The organism is Pseudomonas sp. BNK-44-b (assembly GCF_047456245.1).
GTDB classification, from domain to species: Bacteria; Pseudomonadota; Gammaproteobacteria; order Pseudomonadales; family Pseudomonadaceae; genus Aquipseudomonas; species Aquipseudomonas machongensis.
On record NZ_CP179908.1, the window covers coordinates 1310873 to 1327841 of the forward strand.

The following is a 16969-nucleotide window of genomic DNA, read 5'->3' on the forward strand; positions in this document are numbered from 1 at the left end:
GATTCCGAAGGAAAATCATGACGTTCAAGGCGCCGGACAGCCTCTCCGAGCAAATTGCCCACTACCTGGCCGAGCGGATCATTCGCGGCGAGCTTGCACCCGGCGAGCGCATCCAGGAGCAGAAGGTCACCCAGGCCCTGAATGTCAGCCGCGGCTCGGTACGCGAAGCGCTGCTGATTCTTGAACGTCGTCATCTGGTAGCGATCCTGCCGCGTCGCGGAGCCCACGTCACCGAGCTCGACGAGCACAGTGTGCGCAGCCTGTGCAGCCTCATGGGCGAGCTGTACATCCTGCTGGGCAACGCCGTCGCCCAGCAGTGGCGCAGCGAGACCGACCTGCTGCCGTTCCTGGAGATCCAGCAGCGCCTGCACCAGGCTCGCAACAACCTGGACATCAAGGCCTTCGTCGCCGAAAGTTTCGCCGTCATGCGCGCCGCCTTCCCCTTCGCACGCAACCCTTACCTGCAGGAGACCGTGGAGAACCTGCAGCCGGCCATGAGCCGCGCCTACTACCTGGCGCTGGATCAACGCCAGGCCAGCATGGACGACTACGTCGACCTGTTCGCCCGCCTGCTGGAGGCAGTATTGCTGCGCGACCTGCCGCGTATCCGCGAGGTGCTGATCGCCTATTGCCAACGCAGCTGCGAGCTGGTGTTGGCTGCGCTGGCGCAGGCCTGACCGATGCGCCTCAAGTGCATTCGCCTGGCCGGGTTCAAGTCGTTCGTCGACCCCACCACGGTCAATTTCCCCAGCAACATGGCGGCGGTGGTCGGGCCCAACGGCTGTGGCAAATCCAACATCATCGACGCCGTACGCTGGGTGATGGGCGAAAGCTCGGCGAAGAACCTGCGTGGCGAGTCGATGACCGATGTCATCTTCAACGGCTCCTCCGGGCGCAAGCCGGTGAGCCAGGCGAGCATCGAGCTGGTGTTCGACAACAGCGACAGCACGCTGGTCGGTGAATACGCCGCCTATGCCGAGATCTCCATCCGTCGCAAGGTGACCCGCGACGCACAGAACACCTACTACCTCAACGGCACCAAGTGCCGCCGCCGTGACATCACCGATATCTTCCTCGGCACCGGCCTGGGCCCGCGCAGCTACTCGATCATCGAGCAGGGCATGATCTCCAAGCTGATCGAGGCCAAGCCCGAGGAGCTGCGCAACTTCATCGAGGAAGCGGCGGGCATCTCCAAGTACAAGGAGCGTCGCCGCGAGACCGAGAACCGCATCCGCCGCACCCAGGAGAACCTGGCGCGCCTGACCGACCTGCGCGAAGAGCTGGAGCGCCAGCTCGAACGCCTGCATCGCCAGGCCCAGGCCGCCGAGAAATTCCGCGAATACAAGGCCCAGGAGCGCCAACTCAAGGCGCGCTTGTCGGCACTGCGCTGGCGTGCACTGGATGAGCGCGTGCGCCAGCGCGAAAGCATCATCGGTGACCAGGAAGTGGCCTTCGAGGCACTGGTGGCCGAGCAGCGCAATGCCGATGCCAGCATCGAACGCCTGCGCGACGGGCACCATGAGCTGTCCGAGCGGTTCAACCAGGTGCAGGGGCGCTTCTATTCCGTAGCGGGCGATATCGCCCGGGTCGAGCAGAGCATCCAGCACGGCCAGCAGCGCCTGCGCCAGTTGCAGGATGATCTCAAGGAAGCCGAGCGCACGCGCCTGGAAACCGAGTCGCACCTGGGCCACGACCGCACCCTGCTGGCGACCCTGGCCGAAGATCTCGCGATGCTCGAGCCCGAGCAGGAAATGACCCTCGCCGCCGCCGAAGAGTCCGCTGCGACGCTCGAGGAGGCCGAGCTGGGCATGCACGGCTGGCAGGCTCAGTGGGACGATTTCAATACCCGCTCCGCCGAGCCACGGCGTCAGGCCGAGGTCCAGCAGGCACGCCTGCAGCAGTTGGAGAGCAGCCTGGAACGTCTGGCCGAGCGCCAGCGCAAGCTGAGCGAAGAGAACCAGCAACTGGGCGCCGATCCCCAGGACGCCGCCATGCTCGAACTGTCGGAGCAGGTGGCTGGCAGCGAGTTGCAGCTCGAAGCGTTGCAGTTGCAGGAGCAGCAGGTAGTCGAGCGGCTTGAGGCTATGCGCGAGCAACTGCAGCAGGCGACCCAGGCCCAGCAGCAACAGCAGGGTGAATTGCAGCGCCTGGGCGGGCGTCTGGCGTCACTGGAGGCCCTGCAGCAAGCGGCCCTCGAACCCGGCAGTGGCGCGGCTGAATGGCTGCAGGGGCAGGGCTTGGGCAGCCGCCCGCGCCTGGCTGAAGGGCTGCGTGTGGAGCCCGGTTGGGAGCTGGCGGTGGAGACCGTACTGGGTGCCGACCTGCAGGCGGTGCTGGTGGACGATTTTGCTGCACTTGATTTTGCCGCCCTGGAGCAGGGCGACCTGCGCCTGCTGCAGGCGAGCGGCGAGGGTGCGCGCCTGCCCGGCAGCCTGCTGGACAAGGTCGACGGACGCATCGATCTGGCACCCTGGCTCGGCCAGGTCAAGCCGGTCGAATCCCTGGAGCAGGCCCTGGCCCTGCGCGCCACGCTTGAAGAGGGCCACAGCCTGGTCAGCCGTGATGGCTACTGGGTGGGCCGGCATTTCCTGCGGGTCAGCCGTGGTGGCGAGTCCCAGGGTGGCGTATTGGCGCGAGGGCAGGAGATCGAGCGCCTCGGCCATGAGCAACTGGAGCACGAGGCGTTGCTCGAACAGCTCACGCAGCAGCTGCAAGACCTTCGCGAGCAACAGCTCGACCAGGAAGAGCAGCGCGAGCAACTGCGCCGCCGCAGCCAGGACGAAAACCGTCAGCTTGGCGAGCTGAAGGCGAGCCTGTCTGCCGGGCGTGCTCGTGCCGAACAGTTGGAGCTGCGCCGCCGCCGCTTGCAGGAAGAACTGGCCGAACTCCAGGAACAACGCGCCCTGGAGCATGAGCAACTGGGCGAGGCGCGCCTGGTGCTGCAGGAGGCCCTGGATCTCATGGCCCAGGACACCGAGCAGCGTGAACAACTGATGGCCCGTCGCGACACCCTGCGCGAAACCCTCGATCGCGTCCGCCAGGAGGCCCGTCAGCACAAGGACCATGCCCACCAGTTGGCGGTGCGCCTGGGTTCCCTGCGTGCCCAGCACGACTCCACGCGCCAGGCCCTGGAGCGTCTTGAGCAGCAAGCTGCACGCTTGAGCGAGCGCCAGGAGCAGTTGAGCCTCAATCTTGAAGAGGGCGAGGCGCCGCTGGAAGAGTTGCGCCTGAAGCTCGAAGAGCTGCTCGAACGGCGCATGAGTGTCGATGAGGAAATGCGCCAGGCGCGCCTGCACATGGACGAGGCCGATCGCGAACTGCGCGACGTCGAAAAACGCCGTGCCCAGGCTGAACAGCAGGCCCAGTTGTTGCGCGGGCAACTGGAGCAGTCACGCCTTGAGTCCCAGGGCCTGGATGTGCGGCGCAAGACCTTGCAAGAGCAACTGCTCGCCGACGGTTACGACCTGCAGGGTGTGCTCGCCACGCTCGAGCCCGAAGCCAGCGAGCAGGGTACCGAGCAGGAATTGGAGCAGACCGAAGCGCGGATCCAGCGCCTGGGTGCGATCAACCTGGCGGCAATCGAGGAGTACGAGCAGCAGTCCGAGCGCAAGCGCTATCTCGATGCTCAGAACGCTGACCTGGTCGAGGCGCTGGAGACGCTCGAGAACGTCATCCGCAAGATCGACAAGGAAACCCGAAACCGTTTCAAGGATACCTTTGATCAGATAAATGCCGGATTACAGGCACTTTTCCCAAAAGTTTTCGGTGGCGGCAGCGCTTATCTGGAACTGACGGGCGAAGATCTACTCGATACAGGGGTGACGATAATGGCGCGCCCGCCGGGCAAGAAGAACAGCACCATCCATTTGCTGTCCGGCGGCGAGAAGGCACTGACCGCATTGGCGTTGGTGTTCGCCATCTTCAAGCTGAACCCGGCACCGTTCTGCATGCTCGATGAAGTCGATGCGCCGCTGGACGATGCCAACGTCGGGCGTTACGCCCGGTTGGTGAAGGAAATGAGCGAGACCGTGCAGTTCGTCTACATTACGCATAACAAGATTGCCATGGAAATGGCCGATCAATTGATGGGAGTCACCATGCATGAGCCCGGTTGTTCACGTCTTGTTGCAGTTGATGTGGAGGAGGCCATGGCCATGGTTGACGCCTGATGCATGAAGATTGGGCGATATCTGTAGGCAAATGCGCCTTGCATGTGCGACAGACGGTGTAAAGTTGTCTTTGGTCGTGCTAGCTTAATGTCACTCGTTTTTTGCGTGGGTAAAACGCCTGTCAGAACATAGAGTTGGCGCCACGTGTTAAAGGGCTTTGAAGCCTTTGTTTTCAAGCATATTTTTATAGAGGCACGGGATTACATGGAAATCGGTCTGCGCGAGTGGCTGATCGTCATCGGCATCATTGTCATCGCCGGTATTCTTTTCGACGGCTGGCGCCGCATGCGCGGCGGCAAGGGCAAGTTGAAGTTCCGTCTGGATCGTAGCTATTCCAACCTCCCGGACGACGAGGGCAGTGCCGAGGTGCTCGGCCCTGCGCGCGTCCTGGACACGCATAAAGAGCCGGAGCTGGACGAAACCGACCTGCCGTCGATGAGCGCCCCGGCCCGTGAACGCGAGCGCGAGCCAAAGCCGGCCAAGGCGCCCAAGCGTGGCAAGCGTGCTGCTGCCGAGTCGCAGCAGGGCGACCTGAATCTGGTCGCTGAACCGCGCGAGCCCGATCTGTTCGCCGACAGCGATGACGACTTCAGCGCCGACAATAACCGCAACAGCGGTTTCGCCACGAGCAACAACGCCGCCAAGGAGTTGCCTCCGGTCGAAGAGGTGCTGGTGATCAGCGTCATCTCCCGTGACGAAGGTGGCTTCAAGGGCCCGGCGTTGCTGCAGAACATCCTGGAAAGCGGCCTGCGTTTCGGCGAGATGGACATCTTCCATCGCCACGAAAGCATGGCCGGTCACGGCGAGGTGCTGTTCTCCATGGCCAACGCAGTCAAGCCAGGCATATTCGACCTGGATGACATCGACCATTTCAGCACCCGTGCGGTCAGCTTCTTCCTCGGCCTGCCCGGCCCGCGTCATCCGAAGCAGGCCTTCGACGTGATGGTTGCCGCCGCGCGCAAGCTGGCCCACGAGCTCGACGGTGAGCTCAAGGATGACCAGCGCAGCGTACTGACCGCGCAGACCATCGAGCACTACCGCCAGCGTATCGTCGAGTTCGAGCGCCGTGCGCTGACCCAGAAGCGCTGATAGATCCAGACTCAAGAGCAGCCCATGGGGATTGCTGGTCGGTTCGGCAGATGTCATTGCCTGTGCCGGCCCCATTGCCGGACAAGCCGGACGCCGCACCGCCGCTCCCACAGATACACGATTGTCTGTGGGAGCGGCGGTGCGGCGTCCGGCTTGTCCGGTGATGAGGTCAGTACATGCTGAACAGCATCCCGATCCGTGCCGGCATCACCCAGGCTGCTCTTTTGCTTTGCAAGAGACCTGAAAGATGAACGCCGAAAACCGAATCCACGAACTGCGCGCCGAACTCGACCAGCACAACTATCGCTACTACGTGCTGGACGAGCCCAGTGTGCCCGACGCCGAATACGACCGGCTGTTCAACGAACTCAAGGCCCTGGAAGCCGAGAACCCACACCTGGTCACCCCCGACTCGCCCACCCAGCGCGTCGGCGGTGCAGCCTTGGCGGCCTTCACCCAGGTGCGCCACGAGATCCCCATGCTCAGCCTGGGCAACGCCTTCGAAGAGGCTGACCTGCGTGAGTTCGGGCGGCGCGTGGTCGAAGGGCTCGACCAGGCCGAGGCGGTGGACTACAGCTGCGAGCCCAAGCTCGATGGCCTGGCGGTGAGCCTGTTGTACCGCGACGGCCAGCTGGTGCAGGGCGCCACCCGTGGCGACGGCACGACCGGCGAAGACATCAGCACCAACGTGCGCACCATCCGCAACGTTCCGTTGAAGCTGCATGGCAGCGGCTGGCCCGAAGTGCTCGAAGTGCGTGGCGAGGTGTACATGAGCAAGGCGGGCTTCGAGCGGCTCAATGCCGCTCAGGCCGAAATCGGCGGCAAGACCTTCGCCAACCCCCGCAACGCTGCCGCTGGCAGCCTGCGTCAACTGGACTCGAAGATCACCGCCAGCCGCCCGCTGGAATTCTGCAGCTATGGCATCGGCCAGACTTCAGCGAGCGTCGGCGACAGCCATATCGGCATCCTCGAGCAGCTCAAGGTCTGGGGCATGCCGATCAGCCCTGAGCTCAAGCACGCCGCCGGTATCGAACAATGCCTGGCCTATTACCAGGACATCGGCGCCCGCCGCAACGCGCTGCCCTATGAGATCGACGGCGTGGTGTTCAAGGTCAACAGCCTGGCGGCCCAGCGCGAGCTTGGGTTCCGTGCGCGTGAGCCGCGCTGGGCCATCGCCCACAAGTTCCCGGCCATGGAAGAGCTCACCGAGGTGCTGGACGTCGAGTTCCAGGTCGGCCGTACCGGCGCGGTGACGCCGGTCGCTCGCCTCAAACCGGTCAAGGTGGCCGGGGTGACCGTGTCCAACGCCACCCTGCACAACATGGACGAGATCGCCCGCCTGGGCCTGCGCATCGGTGACACGGTGATCATCCGCCGTGCCGGTGACGTGATCCCGCAGGTGATGCAGGTGGTGCTCGATCGTCGCCCTGATGACGCTCGCCCGGTCGAGGTGCCGAGCGCCTGCCCGGTGTGCGGCTCGCAGGTCGAGCGCACGCAGTTGGTCAAGCGCAGCAAGGGCAAGGAGACCACCAGCGAAGGGGCGGTGTATCGCTGCGTCGGCCGCCTGGCCTGTGGCGCCCAGCTCAAGCAGGCGATCATTCACTATGTATCGCGACGGGCGATGGACATCGACGGCCTTGGCGAGAAGAGCGTCGAGCAATTGGTCGACGAAGGCCTGATCGGTTCCCCGGCAGACCTGTACAAGCTGCAGTTCGAGCAGATCGTCGAGCTGGAGGGCTTCGCCGAAGTCTCCAGCCGCAAGCTGCTCGAAGCCATCGAGGCGAGCAAGCGCCCGCCGCTCGCGCGCTTCATCTTCGCCCTGGGCATCCCCGATGTGGGCGAGGAGACCGCCAAGGTCCTGGCCCGCTCCCTGGGCAGCCTGGAGCGGGTGCAGGTGGCGCTGCCGCAGGTGCTGACCTACCTGCCGGACATCGGCCTTGAAGTCGCCTACGAGATCCATAACTTCTTCGAGGATGCGCACAACCGCGAAGTCATCCAGCAGTTGCTCGACAGCGGCATGCAGTTACAGGACCAGGGCGAGCTGGCGGCGGAGTTCGCCGCCAGCACCACCCTTGCCGGCATGATCGCCAAGCTCGATATCCCCTCGGTCGGCCCGACCGGCGCCGAGAAGCTGGTGGACAAGCTCGGCACCCTCGACAAGATCATCGCCGCCGACGGTATCGACCTGCGCCAGGCCCTGAATACCAAGCAGGCCGATGCCGTGCGCGAGTTCTTCAAGGTCGAGGCCAACCAGCAACTCGCCCGCGCCATCGAAGCCCAGCTCCAAGCGTTCGGCATGCACTGGCACAGCGAGAAGAAAACCACCGAGGGCCTGCCCCTGGCCGGTCAGACCTGGGTGCTGACCGGCACCCTGGAGCGCATGAGCCGCGACATCGCCAAGGACAAGCTGGAAAGCCTCGGCGCCAAGGTGGCGGGTTCGGTGTCCGGCAAGACCCACTGCGTGGTGGCAGGTCCGGGGGCGGGGTCGAAGCTGGCCAAGGCCAGTGAGCTGGGGGTCAAGGTGCTGGACGAAGAGGCCTTCGTCGCGTTCCTGGCGGGGCAGGGCATCACGGTCTGATGTTGCCTGCCCTGGCCTCATCGCGGGACGAGCCCGCTCCCACAGGTGCGCCTTTGCATTTATCCTGTGGGAGCGGGCTCGTCCCGCGATGAGGCCGGCACAAATCCCCGAGAACCTCATCCCTGGCGGACAAGTCCTTGAGAAATGATGGTTTTTTTGCCATCAAAGGTTGTAACTTCCCCCCGTAACGGTACAATGGCGCGGCTCGTCACCTGATGAGCTGCGTTATGGTGGCCCCACCGGTCCCCCCGCATTGATTACCCGTTAACCTGGTCAGGCCCGGAAGGGAGCAGCCACAGCGGGAACATCGAGTGCCGGGGTGTGGCTGGTGGGGCTGCCTCCATTTCTCTCGAAGTCCTGCTCTCGAACGGCTTTCGCTCTTCACCGCCTGGTGATCCAAAGCGTGACGCACCGTACGCCTAGCCCTCCCTGCCTTTGCTTACCCCGCCACTCGGTCCCATTGTCAGCGTTTACGCGTGAACTGCTGTTCCGTAACCGTCGAGCCCCATTGGCTGCCTTGCTCTTCATGAGTCAGTTCGAAGCCTAGCGATTCGTAGAGGTGCCGGGCGGCTTCCAGTCCTTTGAACGTGTGCAACTGGATTGCCGAGAAGTTCTGCCGGTCACAGAAAGCGACTGCTTCAGTGAGTAGCCGGCGACCTATACCCCCACCACGGCAGCCATCATCCAGCAGGAACCAGCGCAGGTGAGCTTCATCGTTCCCGAGGTCCTCGCCGTCGATAGCCACCGACCCTACGATTCGGCCCGCGTTTTCCGCGACCCAGACCGCGTTGCGCGGATTCCCCAGCCGTCCAGCAAACTCGGCAATGTTGGTTGCAACCCTGCTCTCGAAGAACTGGCCGAAACCGGCATGGCGCGAGTAGTAGCTTGCATGCATCTGCGTCATGCGTCCGATCAGGCCGGGTCGGTATCCGAGGGTGATTTGAATCCTGGAGGCCGCTGTTTCGGTGGGCTGTTGGCGGGAAGCCTTCAACGCCTGGGCATAGGCATTCAGGCCTTGGGCGATGACCTGCTGTTCTTGCGGGGGCAGTGGGGCCAGCGTTGAGCTGACCTGCATTTGTCCGTAGGCATGAATCTCTTCAAGGGTGCGTTTCCCTTGCTCGGTCAGGCGCAGTTGCTTGGTGCGGCCATCCTGCTCACTTTCATGCTCTTGCAGTTCACCCAGTTGAACGAGCTTGGCAACCATGCGGCTGACGCTGGACTTCTCAAGCCCCAGCGCCTGCACCAGTTGAGCGGCAGTCCGCTCCCCATGCTCGCCTAGCTCAAGCAGCGTGTGAACGGCAGAGGGGGAGTACTCCGTGCCTGCCAGCGTCGTTCGCATGAAGCCCAGTTCACGGACCATCGTGCGTGAGGCGGAGCGGATTTGCGCCACGACCGAAGGGTCGATCATTTTCAAGGTCTCATTAGGAATGGTTGCGCAATACAACCATGTTTGGTTGTATTGCGCAACCATTCGCCGGCCCCTGGGCGGTTCGCTGCGGGTGAAGACTGCTTCACAGCCTTGAAGTCCGGTTCTGGACAACTGAAAACACCCTTGTTAGTTTGCGTTCGCCATATATTTCAAAATATGACAGTGGCACTTAAGCGATATTGATTTGATATCAATTTATGACGAGCAAGGACGCATTGAATGAAAAGCCTGCAAGGTTTGCCCAGTCTTATCAGCGCTTCGGTAGGCACGCCCGGTAAAGCCCGAAACTTGCCCGCCGATGTTCAGTGCATCCAGTACCTGTTCAACCTACTCATCCCGCGGCTCGGTTTTCCATTGCCCGAGAATGGCCGTTGCGACGGGCAGCTGGTGCAGCGCATCAGTCAGTACCAGTTCCGTCACCTGAAGTACGCACATCCCGATGGGGTCGTCGATCCGAATGGGCGCACCTTCAACAGCCTGGTCGAGGAGGCTGTTCGAGTGCCGGTCAAGTTGATTCCAGCACTGCGCCTGCCCACCTTCATCAATGTCTTCGCCAATAATGTCGACGCCCAGGTGCAGGCCACGGTCAATCATTATCTGGACCGGATGCGCGCGGTGATCGAAGCCGAGCGGCGCAATCGGCAGATGGTGCTGCAGGTCACCTGCGATGGCGGCATGACGCTCAGCGACAGCGACTTCCAGAATGCCGCCACTCAATTGGGCAACGGGATTTCAGCCAACCTGATCAAGGCATTCGCCACGGTGGAGTCGGGTGGTCGTTCGGGTTTCGGGCCGGCCAAGCTGCCGGTGATCGCCTTCGAGGGGCATCACTTCCAGCGCTATACCAAGCACAAGTACGACCAGACTCATCCGCTGCTCTCGTACAAGTACAAGAAGAAAGCCGGCCCGCAGTGGCAAGCCAACAACAAGGATCAGGCCAAGGCCTGGGAAACCATGGCGACGGCATTCGGGCTGGATCAGGAGGCGGCATTGAAATCTGCTTCCTGGGGCATGTTCCAGATCATGGGCTTCAACTTCGCCGATTGCGGGCATGCCAATGTGTTTGAATTCGTCGCGGCCATGAAACTCAATGCCGGGCAGCAACTCAAGGCCTTCCTCGGTTTCTGCAGCAAGAACCCGTCGTTTATCAAGGCCGCGAAGAACAAGGACTACGCCGGCATGGCTGCCAGTTACAACGGCAAGGATTATGGTGACTATGACGTGCGTATCAAGAAGGCCTACGAAGCACTTGAAGGGAAGAAGTGACATGGCAAAGAGTTTCTCTCGCCGACTGGCTGTTCTGGCCACCGCACTGCTGGGATCGTCCGGGTCTGTTCATGCAGACGCCGCCGTACTGAAGCCTGGGCAATACGACGCGCTGATGCTGGCGGTCACGCCGGATCGCCAGGTGGAGGGCTACTATTCCGAGACCCTTGGCGAAGGTGTGACCCGGCATTGCACCTTCTACCTCAAGGGGCAGATCAGCGGCGATGGGGCGGTTACGCTGGCCACCTGGGAAGACCAGACCTTCCCCGGCAGCCTGGCGGCCACGGGCGATGGCGTTACCCTCACCGTTGCACGAGGCCGCGAGCACCCCGGCTGCGTCAGTGTGCTGATGCCGGAGATCGCCACGGGGCTGGAGCTCAGTCGCTATGCGGAAAAGCCCTGGATCGCGCTGCTGACGGTCACTGCCGACAAGGCCTATCTGCGCAAGCAGGCGGGCAGCAGCGCGAGCAAACGACCCTATATCGTCAAGGGCGATGTAGTGGGCGTGCTGGCGTTCAAGGACGGCTGGGCCAAGGTCGAGTTCATCAACCAGGACGACCGCTCGTTCACGGGTTGGATCAGCCAGGATCAGTACCGCCGACTCGTTGCGCCCAAGGGCTGAAGCTTTGCTCGGTTGACGAGCCGAGCCCGCCGCACCTGCATTTATCGGCAAACAGGCTTATGATGCGCCTCTCGCAGCCCACCCATTTCTGAGAGAGGCCATCAGCATGGATCAGGTTGACGATCTGACCCGCCAGCGCATCCGCGACTGGCAAGCGCGCCGCCTGGAGATCAAGGACCAGATGGCCTCGCACCCCGAGCGCACCCTTGAGCTTTCGAAAGTACTCGACCAGATGGAAGAGGAACACGAACGCATCCTTGGCGAAGCCACGCCCGCAGCCGACACCCCAGCAGCGGTCGATCAGGCACCGGGGCTGGATTTTCGCCTGAGCGTCTCGGCGCGCAATGCCCAGGACCTGCGCAAGCTGCTGGAGATGGCGCTGCACGAGCTCGATAGCGCGCTGGCTGCCGAAGCCCGCTGCGAGGATGACGCGCGGCGCGTCTACCCGGGCGGCATGTCCGGCTCGCTGGGCGCCTACGCCTATGAACTTGAAGCCAATCCCGATACCAGCGAATGACCTGCGCGCATGCAACCTGAACATTACGATTTCGCCAACACCGTGTTTCTTCCCGTCACTCTGGAAGTCTGCCAAGGCCTGCTCGAGGATGCCTCCGGGCTCGAAGGGTTGAGCGATCCGGAGCTGGCGGCGGTGCTGGTGATCCAGAACCTGTCCCAGGCGCGCGAGCAGGTGCTCGACCCTGCGGCGGCGGAAAAGGTGCTGGCCAGGTTGCTGCAGTGGTCGGTGCGGGGGCCGCATGCGCCGGGCGTAGGGCTGGGCTCCGAGGCGCGGCGGCTGTTCGATGCGCGCAAGCTGTATTTCGGCCTGGAAGTCATCAAGGGCTCGCGCTTGCAACTGCTGGGGGCCGAGGAGGTGGCGCAGCGCGAGTACTTGTTGGATGACGGGACCTGGGACATGCGCTTCAGGTCGCTTCGCCACCCGCGCCACAATCCGTTCAGCCAGCAGGCCATCACCGGCTTCAATAAAGAGCGCTGGCTGACCCGCGAGCAAGACAAGTTGCTGCGGGTGCTGCGCGCCAATCCTGACGAAGACCTGCATGTGCAGGGCTATGCGGGCATCGGCAAGAGCTACCTGCTGGGAGCGCTGATAGATTGCCTGCCCAGGGGGCGGGTGTTGGCACTGGCGCGCACGCCCGGCAAGCTCGACGCCCTGCGGCGGCGTATCGGAAAAGGCTCCAAGGCTGGCAAGACGTTCGCCGAGTTTGCCCAGGCCCTGCTGAGCGTGCCTGGGCGGCCTGCCGCACGCGCATCGGCACGCCTGCCGGGCAAGCGCGCGGTGGCCGAAACCCTGAACATCCTGGGCTTTCGCCAATACGATGGCGAAAAGACCCTGGATATCTGCCTGGAGCTGCTGAAAAACTACTGCGAGTCCCGCGATCACAGCCTCACTGTGCGCCACCTTCCGCACTTCGCCCAGGCGCTGTCGCGGCTGGATAGCCAGGTGCTGCTCGAATACGCCAGCCGCCTGTGGACCTATCTGCAGGACAACCCTGCCTGGGATCGCCAGACCGGCTTCCCCACGTTGCTGCTGCTCAAGCGCGCCAGCCTCGCTGGCCACAGTGTGCCGAGCCGCTACAGCCATGTGATCGTCGACGAGAGCCAGGACATGCCTGGCCCGTTGATGCAGATCATCGAGCGTGGCCGCCAGGTGCTGATCACGCTGGGTGACGAATACCAGCGTGCCGACGGGCCTGGGCTGCGCCGCGCTCGTCAGGTGCGCCAGCGCGACATCGCCTTCTCGGTGCGCTGCGGGCCGAAAGTGGAGCGGCTGATCAACCCGCTGATCGGTGTGCATTCGCAAAAATCCAAGCTCGCCTTCGAAGGCGCCGGCAGCGTGGATGTCGGCATCGAGCACTACCCCCTCGATTTCGTGCCACCGCAAGGCTGTGTGGTGCTCACCGCGTCGCCCTGGGATTCGATGAAGTGGGCCATGCAACTGGCCGACAACCAGTGCCGGGTGGGCTTCTCCGATAACTTCGGGATGCAGCGTTTCATGTCCAGCGCCGTGCAGTTGTTCCGTGCCGACCTCTATGGCGCGGGCAGCGATGGCCAGGACACGCATGCCTATTTCGCCCATGCGCTGAACTGGCGACAAGTGCAGGAGGACAATCGCTTCGACGAGTCATTCCTGTGGGTCGAGGCGCGGCTGCAGGATGGTTTTCGGATTGCCGAGCTCAACGCCTTGTCGGCACGCTTCTCTAATGAGCCGGACAGCCTGTTGCTGATGCCGGCGCAGGAGGCCGGGGGGCAGGAGTTCGATCACGTGCTGTTGACCCAGGAGCTGATGGCGCTGAATCCGTTCAAGGATGCCTACGCCTTCGACAACCGGGTCTGCGCGGTCTATATCGCGCTGTCACGTGCCCGGCGCCATCTGTATCTGCCCTACGATGTGGACGAGTGGGTGGCGTACCACAAGGGCCAGAAATTCCGCGAGTCACACGGCTACTGATCGGCCGACAGCGTCCCTTGCACCTGGGTGTAGCGCTCGATGATCCGATCGATCTCGCCGGACTGCTTCAGGCGCACCAAGGCCCGCAGCACCTGCTGAGCGGGAATGGCCGGATCGTTGCGCACCATGCAGCCCAGGTCCTGCTCTTCCAGCAGGGCCAGCGGGCGCAGGCGCTGCTCCCGGGGTTGCTGGCGGTTGAACCATTGCAGCGACAATTGGTTGCTCACCGCATAACGATAACGGCTGGCTTGCAGTTTCTGCAGGGCCAGATCCTGGTTGCGGCTGTCTTCCCGCGTCAGCAGACGCTGCGCGAACATCGGGTCCAGGGTCGGGTAGGTGTAGCCCAGTACTGTACCGATGGGTTGTGCGGGCAGTTGCGCCAGGCCGCCGGGCAGCCCATCGCCAGCACGCCCGACCAGCAGGTCGCGTTGGTGGATCAGCGGCACGCTCCAGATGAACTCACCGGGCCGTTCGTTGAGCCAGTTGCTGGCCACGTAGCAGCGCACGTCGATGTCGCCAGCGGCCATGGCCTGCTCCAGGCGCAGGCGCGCCATCACGTGGTATTGCGGGCGTACCCCGGCTTCGCGGGCCAGGGCCTGGATCAGGTCGAAGAGAATGCCGTCGACCGGCACGTCGCCCTCGGTGCGCATCAACGGCATGCTCCAGCTCTCCGCGACGGAAAAGCGCAGCACCGGCTGCTCGGCAAGGCCGCTTGAGCTCCATAGCAACAGGATGGCGAGAAGTCGCCGCACGTCTATCCTCCTTGGACTTTCCATGTTCACCGGCAGCGCCCATAGTCTAGACGAGCCGGGCAGGGTGCAATTTTGCCCCCGCTCCGCTAGCATTAGCGATCTTCCGCTCGATCAGGCTGCGATGGTTTTTTGATGAGTTATCAGGTTCTTGCACGTAAATGGCGCCCGCGCTCGTTCCGCGAGATGGTAGGCCAGACCCATGTGCTCAAGGCATTGATCAACGCCCTGGACAACCAGCGGCTGCATCACGCCTACCTGTTCACCGGCACCCGAGGGGTCGGCAAGACCACCATCGCGCGGATCATCGCCAAGTGCCTGAACTGCGAAACCGGTATCACCTCCACACCTTGCGGCACCTGTTCGGTATGCCGGGAAATCGATGAAGGTCGCTTCGTCGACCTGATCGAGATCGACGCCGCCAGCCGCACCAAGGTCGAAGACACCCGCGAACTGCTCGACAACGTGCAGTACGCGCCCAGCCGCGGACGCTTCAAGGTCTACCTGATCGACGAAGTGCACATGCTGTCCACCCACTCCTTCAACGCCTTGCTCAAGACGCTGGAAGAGCCGCCACCCTACGTCAAATTCATCCTCGCCACCACCGATCCGCAGAAGTTGCCGGCAACCATTCTTTCGCGCTGCCTGCAGTTCTCGCTGAAGAACATGAGCCCGGAGCGGGTGGTCGAGCACCTTACCCACGTGCTCGGCGCCGAAAACGTGCCATTCGAGGAAGATGCCCTGTGGCTGCTGGGCCGCGCCGCCGACGGCTCGATGCGCGATGCCATGAGCCTGACCGACCAGGCCATCGCCTTCGGCGAGGGCAAGGTACTGGCCGCCGATGTGCGGGCGATGCTCGGCACGCTCGATCATGGCCAGGTGTACGGTGTGCTGCAGGCCTTGCTCGAAGGTGACGCCCGGGCGCTGCTCGAGGCGGTGCGCGCCCTGGCCGAGCAGGGGCCTGACTGGAATGGCGTATTGTCCGAGATGCTCAATGTGCTGCACCGGGTCGCCATCGCCCAGGCCTTGCCGGAGGCGGTGGACAACGGCCAGGGCGATCGCGACAAGGTGCTCGCGCTGGCGGCTGCGTTGCCGGCCGAGGATGTGCAGTTCTACTACCAGATGGGCCTGATCGGTCGGCGCGACCTGCCGCTGGCGCCGGATCCGCGGGGCGGCTTCGAGATGGTCCTGCTGCGCATGCTCGCCTTCCGCCCGGCCGACACCGATGACGCGCCGAAACCTGCGCTAAAGTCGGTGGGGATCAGCCAGGCCACAGCTGATCCAGCCAGACCGGTGGCAGCTGCGACCGTGGTGGCCGAGCCCTCCGTGGTTGCCGCTGCGCCTGAGCCTGTTGCGCCGCCCGCACCTGTGGTCGATCAAGCACCCGCCGCCGAGCCGGTAGCTGCTGCGTCCGCCGTGGCTCCGGAAGCGGTGCCTTCGATCGAGCCCGAGCCCGTGCACGCCGTTGCGGGGCCAGAGACAGTCGTCGATCTGCCGTGGGAAGAGCCTTCCCCAACGGTCGCGCCCTCGGCGCCGGTCTTCCCGGCCGTCGTCGCGCAGCCGCCTGACGATCAGCCGGACTACGACGAACCTCCCTTCGATCCGTCGGCGTATGCGTCGGTCGGCATGGAGCGCGACGACGACGGTGCGGATGACGATTACTACGTGCCGCAAGCCGATCCGACAGGTTTCAGCTACCTGGACGAGCTCGCCGAGCATATCCAGGAGGACGCGCCTGCGGCGGCGCCCGAGCCTCTGCCTGCGGCGCAGCCGGCCACGGGCCTGGCCCTGCAATGGCTGGAATTATTCCCACAGTTGCCTGTCTCCGGTATGACAGGCAACATCGCCGCGAACTGTACGCTGATCAGCGCCGATGGCGATGACTGGCTGCTGCACCTGGACCCAGGCCAGGGTGCGTTGTTCAACAGCACCCAGCAACGTCGACTCAACGAGGCGCTCAACCAGCATCTGGGGCGTACGCTACGCCTGCAGATCGAGCTGATCCGCCCCGAGCAGGAAACCCCCGCGCAGGCCGCCGCGCGCAAGCGCGCCGAGCGCCAGCATGACGCGGAGCTGTCGATCGAGCAGGACCCGCTCATCCAGCAGATGATCAAGCAGTTCGGCGCCCGGGTGCGGCACGATACAATCGAACCTGTAGACGCGGCCCTGGCAACCCCGGGGCAGTGAAGCGAACCCCTTGCGCCCGGCCTCGTGCCGGCCGCATACATGACCCAATCGAGGATTCTCCCATGATGAAAGGTGGCATGGCCGGCCTGATGAAGCAGGCTCAGCAGATGCAGGAAAAAATGGCCAAGATGCAGGAAGAGCTGGCCAATGCAGAAGTCACCGGCCAGTCCGGTGCAGGTCTGGTCAGCGTGGTGATGACCGGTCGTCATGACGTCAAGCGCGTCAACATCGACGCCAGCCTGATGTCGACCGATCCGGACGACAAGGAAGTGCTCGAGGACTTGATCGCCGCGGCACTCAACGACGCCGTGCGCAAGGTCGAGCAGAACAGCCAGGACAAGATGGGCAGCATGACTGCCGGCATGCAGCTGCCGCCTGGTTTCAAGATGCCGTTCTGATCGACGGTTTGCAGC

The 16969-nt window shown here is 63.6% G+C and carries 12 protein-coding genes and 1 other RNA gene; 11 read left to right on the forward strand and 2 right to left on the reverse strand.

The genetic code is table 11. The annotated features are described in order from the left end of the window. Nucleotides 1-17: 17 nt before the first annotated feature. The 5 genes from ACMGGG_RS06265 (at nt 18) to ffs (ending at nt 8170) form a co-directional block, all read left to right on the forward strand. A complete protein-coding gene (locus ACMGGG_RS06265; RefSeq protein ID WP_063543931.1) occupies nt 18-677 on the forward strand; it encodes a GntR family transcriptional regulator in 660 nt (219 codons plus the stop codon). Nucleotides 678-680: 3 nt separating this feature from the next. Beyond that, nucleotides 681-4169: a chromosome segregation protein SMC gene (smc, locus tag ACMGGG_RS06270; protein WP_414155061.1), complete on the forward strand. Its 3489-nt coding sequence runs from the start codon at nt 681-683 to the stop codon at nt 4167-4169. Nucleotides 4170-4373: 204 nt separating this feature from the next. Further along, nucleotides 4374-5258 (forward strand): cell division protein ZipA, encoded by an 885-nt coding sequence (gene zipA, locus ACMGGG_RS06275; protein ID WP_054893632.1) that lies wholly within the window; start codon nt 4374-4376, stop codon nt 5256-5258. A 247-nt stretch (nt 5259-5505) separates the two neighbouring features. Further along, nucleotides 5506-7836, forward strand: coding sequence for an NAD-dependent DNA ligase LigA (gene ligA / locus ACMGGG_RS06280; RefSeq protein ID WP_414155062.1), 2331 nt, complete (start codon nt 5506-5508; stop codon nt 7834-7836). Between the two features lie 237 nt (nt 7837-8073). Further along, an RNA gene (gene ffs / locus ACMGGG_RS06285) (signal recognition particle sRNA small type) lies at nt 8074-8170 on the forward strand. A gap of 129 nt (nt 8171-8299) precedes the next feature. Here the strand turns inward: ffs and ACMGGG_RS06290 are convergent. Further along, on the reverse strand, nt 8300-9244 hold the full coding sequence (locus tag ACMGGG_RS06290; protein WP_414155781.1) for a GNAT family N-acetyltransferase: 945 nt from the start codon (nt 9242-9244) through the stop codon (nt 8300-8302). Nucleotides 9245-9484: 240 nt separating this feature from the next. On the opposite strand from ACMGGG_RS06290, the gene ACMGGG_RS06295 reads away from it, so the two are divergent. The 4 genes from ACMGGG_RS06295 to ACMGGG_RS06310 all read left to right on the forward strand — a co-directional run bounded on the left by ACMGGG_RS06295 (nt 9485) and on the right by ACMGGG_RS06310 (nt 13620). After that, a complete protein-coding gene (locus ACMGGG_RS06295) occupies nt 9485-10531 on the forward strand; it encodes an N-acetylmuramidase family protein (protein WP_054893635.1) in 1047 nt (348 codons plus the stop codon). Nucleotide 10532: 1 nt separating this feature from the next. Next, nucleotides 10533-11153, forward strand: a complete 621-nt coding sequence (locus ACMGGG_RS06300) for a hypothetical protein (RefSeq protein ID WP_414155064.1) — start codon at nt 10533-10535, stop codon at nt 11151-11153. A 106-nt stretch (nt 11154-11259) separates the two neighbouring features. After that, nucleotides 11260-11670, forward strand: coding sequence for a hypothetical protein (locus ACMGGG_RS06305; RefSeq protein WP_063543945.1), 411 nt, complete (start codon nt 11260-11262; stop codon nt 11668-11670). Between the two features lie 9 nt (nt 11671-11679). After that, nucleotides 11680-13620, forward strand: a complete 1941-nt coding sequence (locus ACMGGG_RS06310) for a hypothetical protein (RefSeq protein ID WP_414155065.1) — start codon at nt 11680-11682, stop codon at nt 13618-13620. On the opposite strand, the gene ACMGGG_RS06315 is transcribed toward ACMGGG_RS06310, so the two are convergent. Continuing rightward, the gene (locus tag ACMGGG_RS06315; RefSeq protein ID WP_125930391.1) at nt 13614-14372 is read right to left on the reverse strand and encodes a substrate-binding periplasmic protein; all 759 of its coding nucleotides are present in this window, start codon (nt 14370-14372) and stop codon (nt 13614-13616) included. The two genes, ACMGGG_RS06310 and ACMGGG_RS06315, sit on opposite strands and share 7 nt — an antisense overlap. 132 nt (nt 14373-14504) lie before the next feature. On the opposite strand from ACMGGG_RS06315, the gene dnaX reads away from it, so the two are divergent. Continuing rightward, on the forward strand, nt 14505-16556 hold the full coding sequence (dnaX, locus tag ACMGGG_RS06320; protein WP_414155066.1) for a DNA polymerase III subunit gamma/tau: 2052 nt from the start codon (nt 14505-14507) through the stop codon (nt 16554-16556). A gap of 62 nt (nt 16557-16618) precedes the next feature. Continuing rightward, nucleotides 16619-16954 (forward strand): YbaB/EbfC family nucleoid-associated protein, encoded by a 336-nt coding sequence (locus ACMGGG_RS06325; RefSeq protein ID WP_054893640.1) that lies wholly within the window; start codon nt 16619-16621, stop codon nt 16952-16954. Nucleotides 16955-16969: the final 15 nt, after the last annotated feature.

Coding starts and splice junctions, on each gene's coding strand:
- dnaX (WP_414155066.1), top strand. CDS start 14,505: ATGAGTTATCAGGTTCTTGCACGTAAATGGCGCCCGCGCTCGTTCCGC.
- zipA (WP_054893632.1), top strand. CDS start 4,374: ATGGAAATCGGTCTGCGCGAGTGGCTGATCGTCATCGGCATCATTGTC.
- smc (WP_414155061.1), top strand. CDS start 681: ATGCGCCTCAAGTGCATTCGCCTGGCCGGGTTCAAGTCGTTCGTCGAC.
- ACMGGG_RS06300 (WP_414155064.1), top strand. CDS start 10,533: ATGGCAAAGAGTTTCTCTCGCCGACTGGCTGTTCTGGCCACCGCACTG.
- ligA (WP_414155062.1), top strand. CDS start 5,506: ATGAACGCCGAAAACCGAATCCACGAACTGCGCGCCGAACTCGACCAG.
- ACMGGG_RS06290 (WP_414155781.1), bottom strand. CDS start 9,244: ATGATCGACCCTTCGGTCGTGGCGCAAATCCGCTCCGCCTCACGCACG.
- ACMGGG_RS06265 (WP_063543931.1), top strand. CDS start 18: ATGACGTTCAAGGCGCCGGACAGCCTCTCCGAGCAAATTGCCCACTAC.
- ACMGGG_RS06325 (WP_054893640.1), top strand. CDS start 16,619: ATGATGAAAGGTGGCATGGCCGGCCTGATGAAGCAGGCTCAGCAGATG.
- ACMGGG_RS06310 (WP_414155065.1), top strand. CDS start 11,680: ATGCAACCTGAACATTACGATTTCGCCAACACCGTGTTTCTTCCCGTC.
- ACMGGG_RS06305 (WP_063543945.1), top strand. CDS start 11,260: ATGGATCAGGTTGACGATCTGACCCGCCAGCGCATCCGCGACTGGCAA.
- ACMGGG_RS06295 (WP_054893635.1), top strand. CDS start 9,485: ATGAAAAGCCTGCAAGGTTTGCCCAGTCTTATCAGCGCTTCGGTAGGC.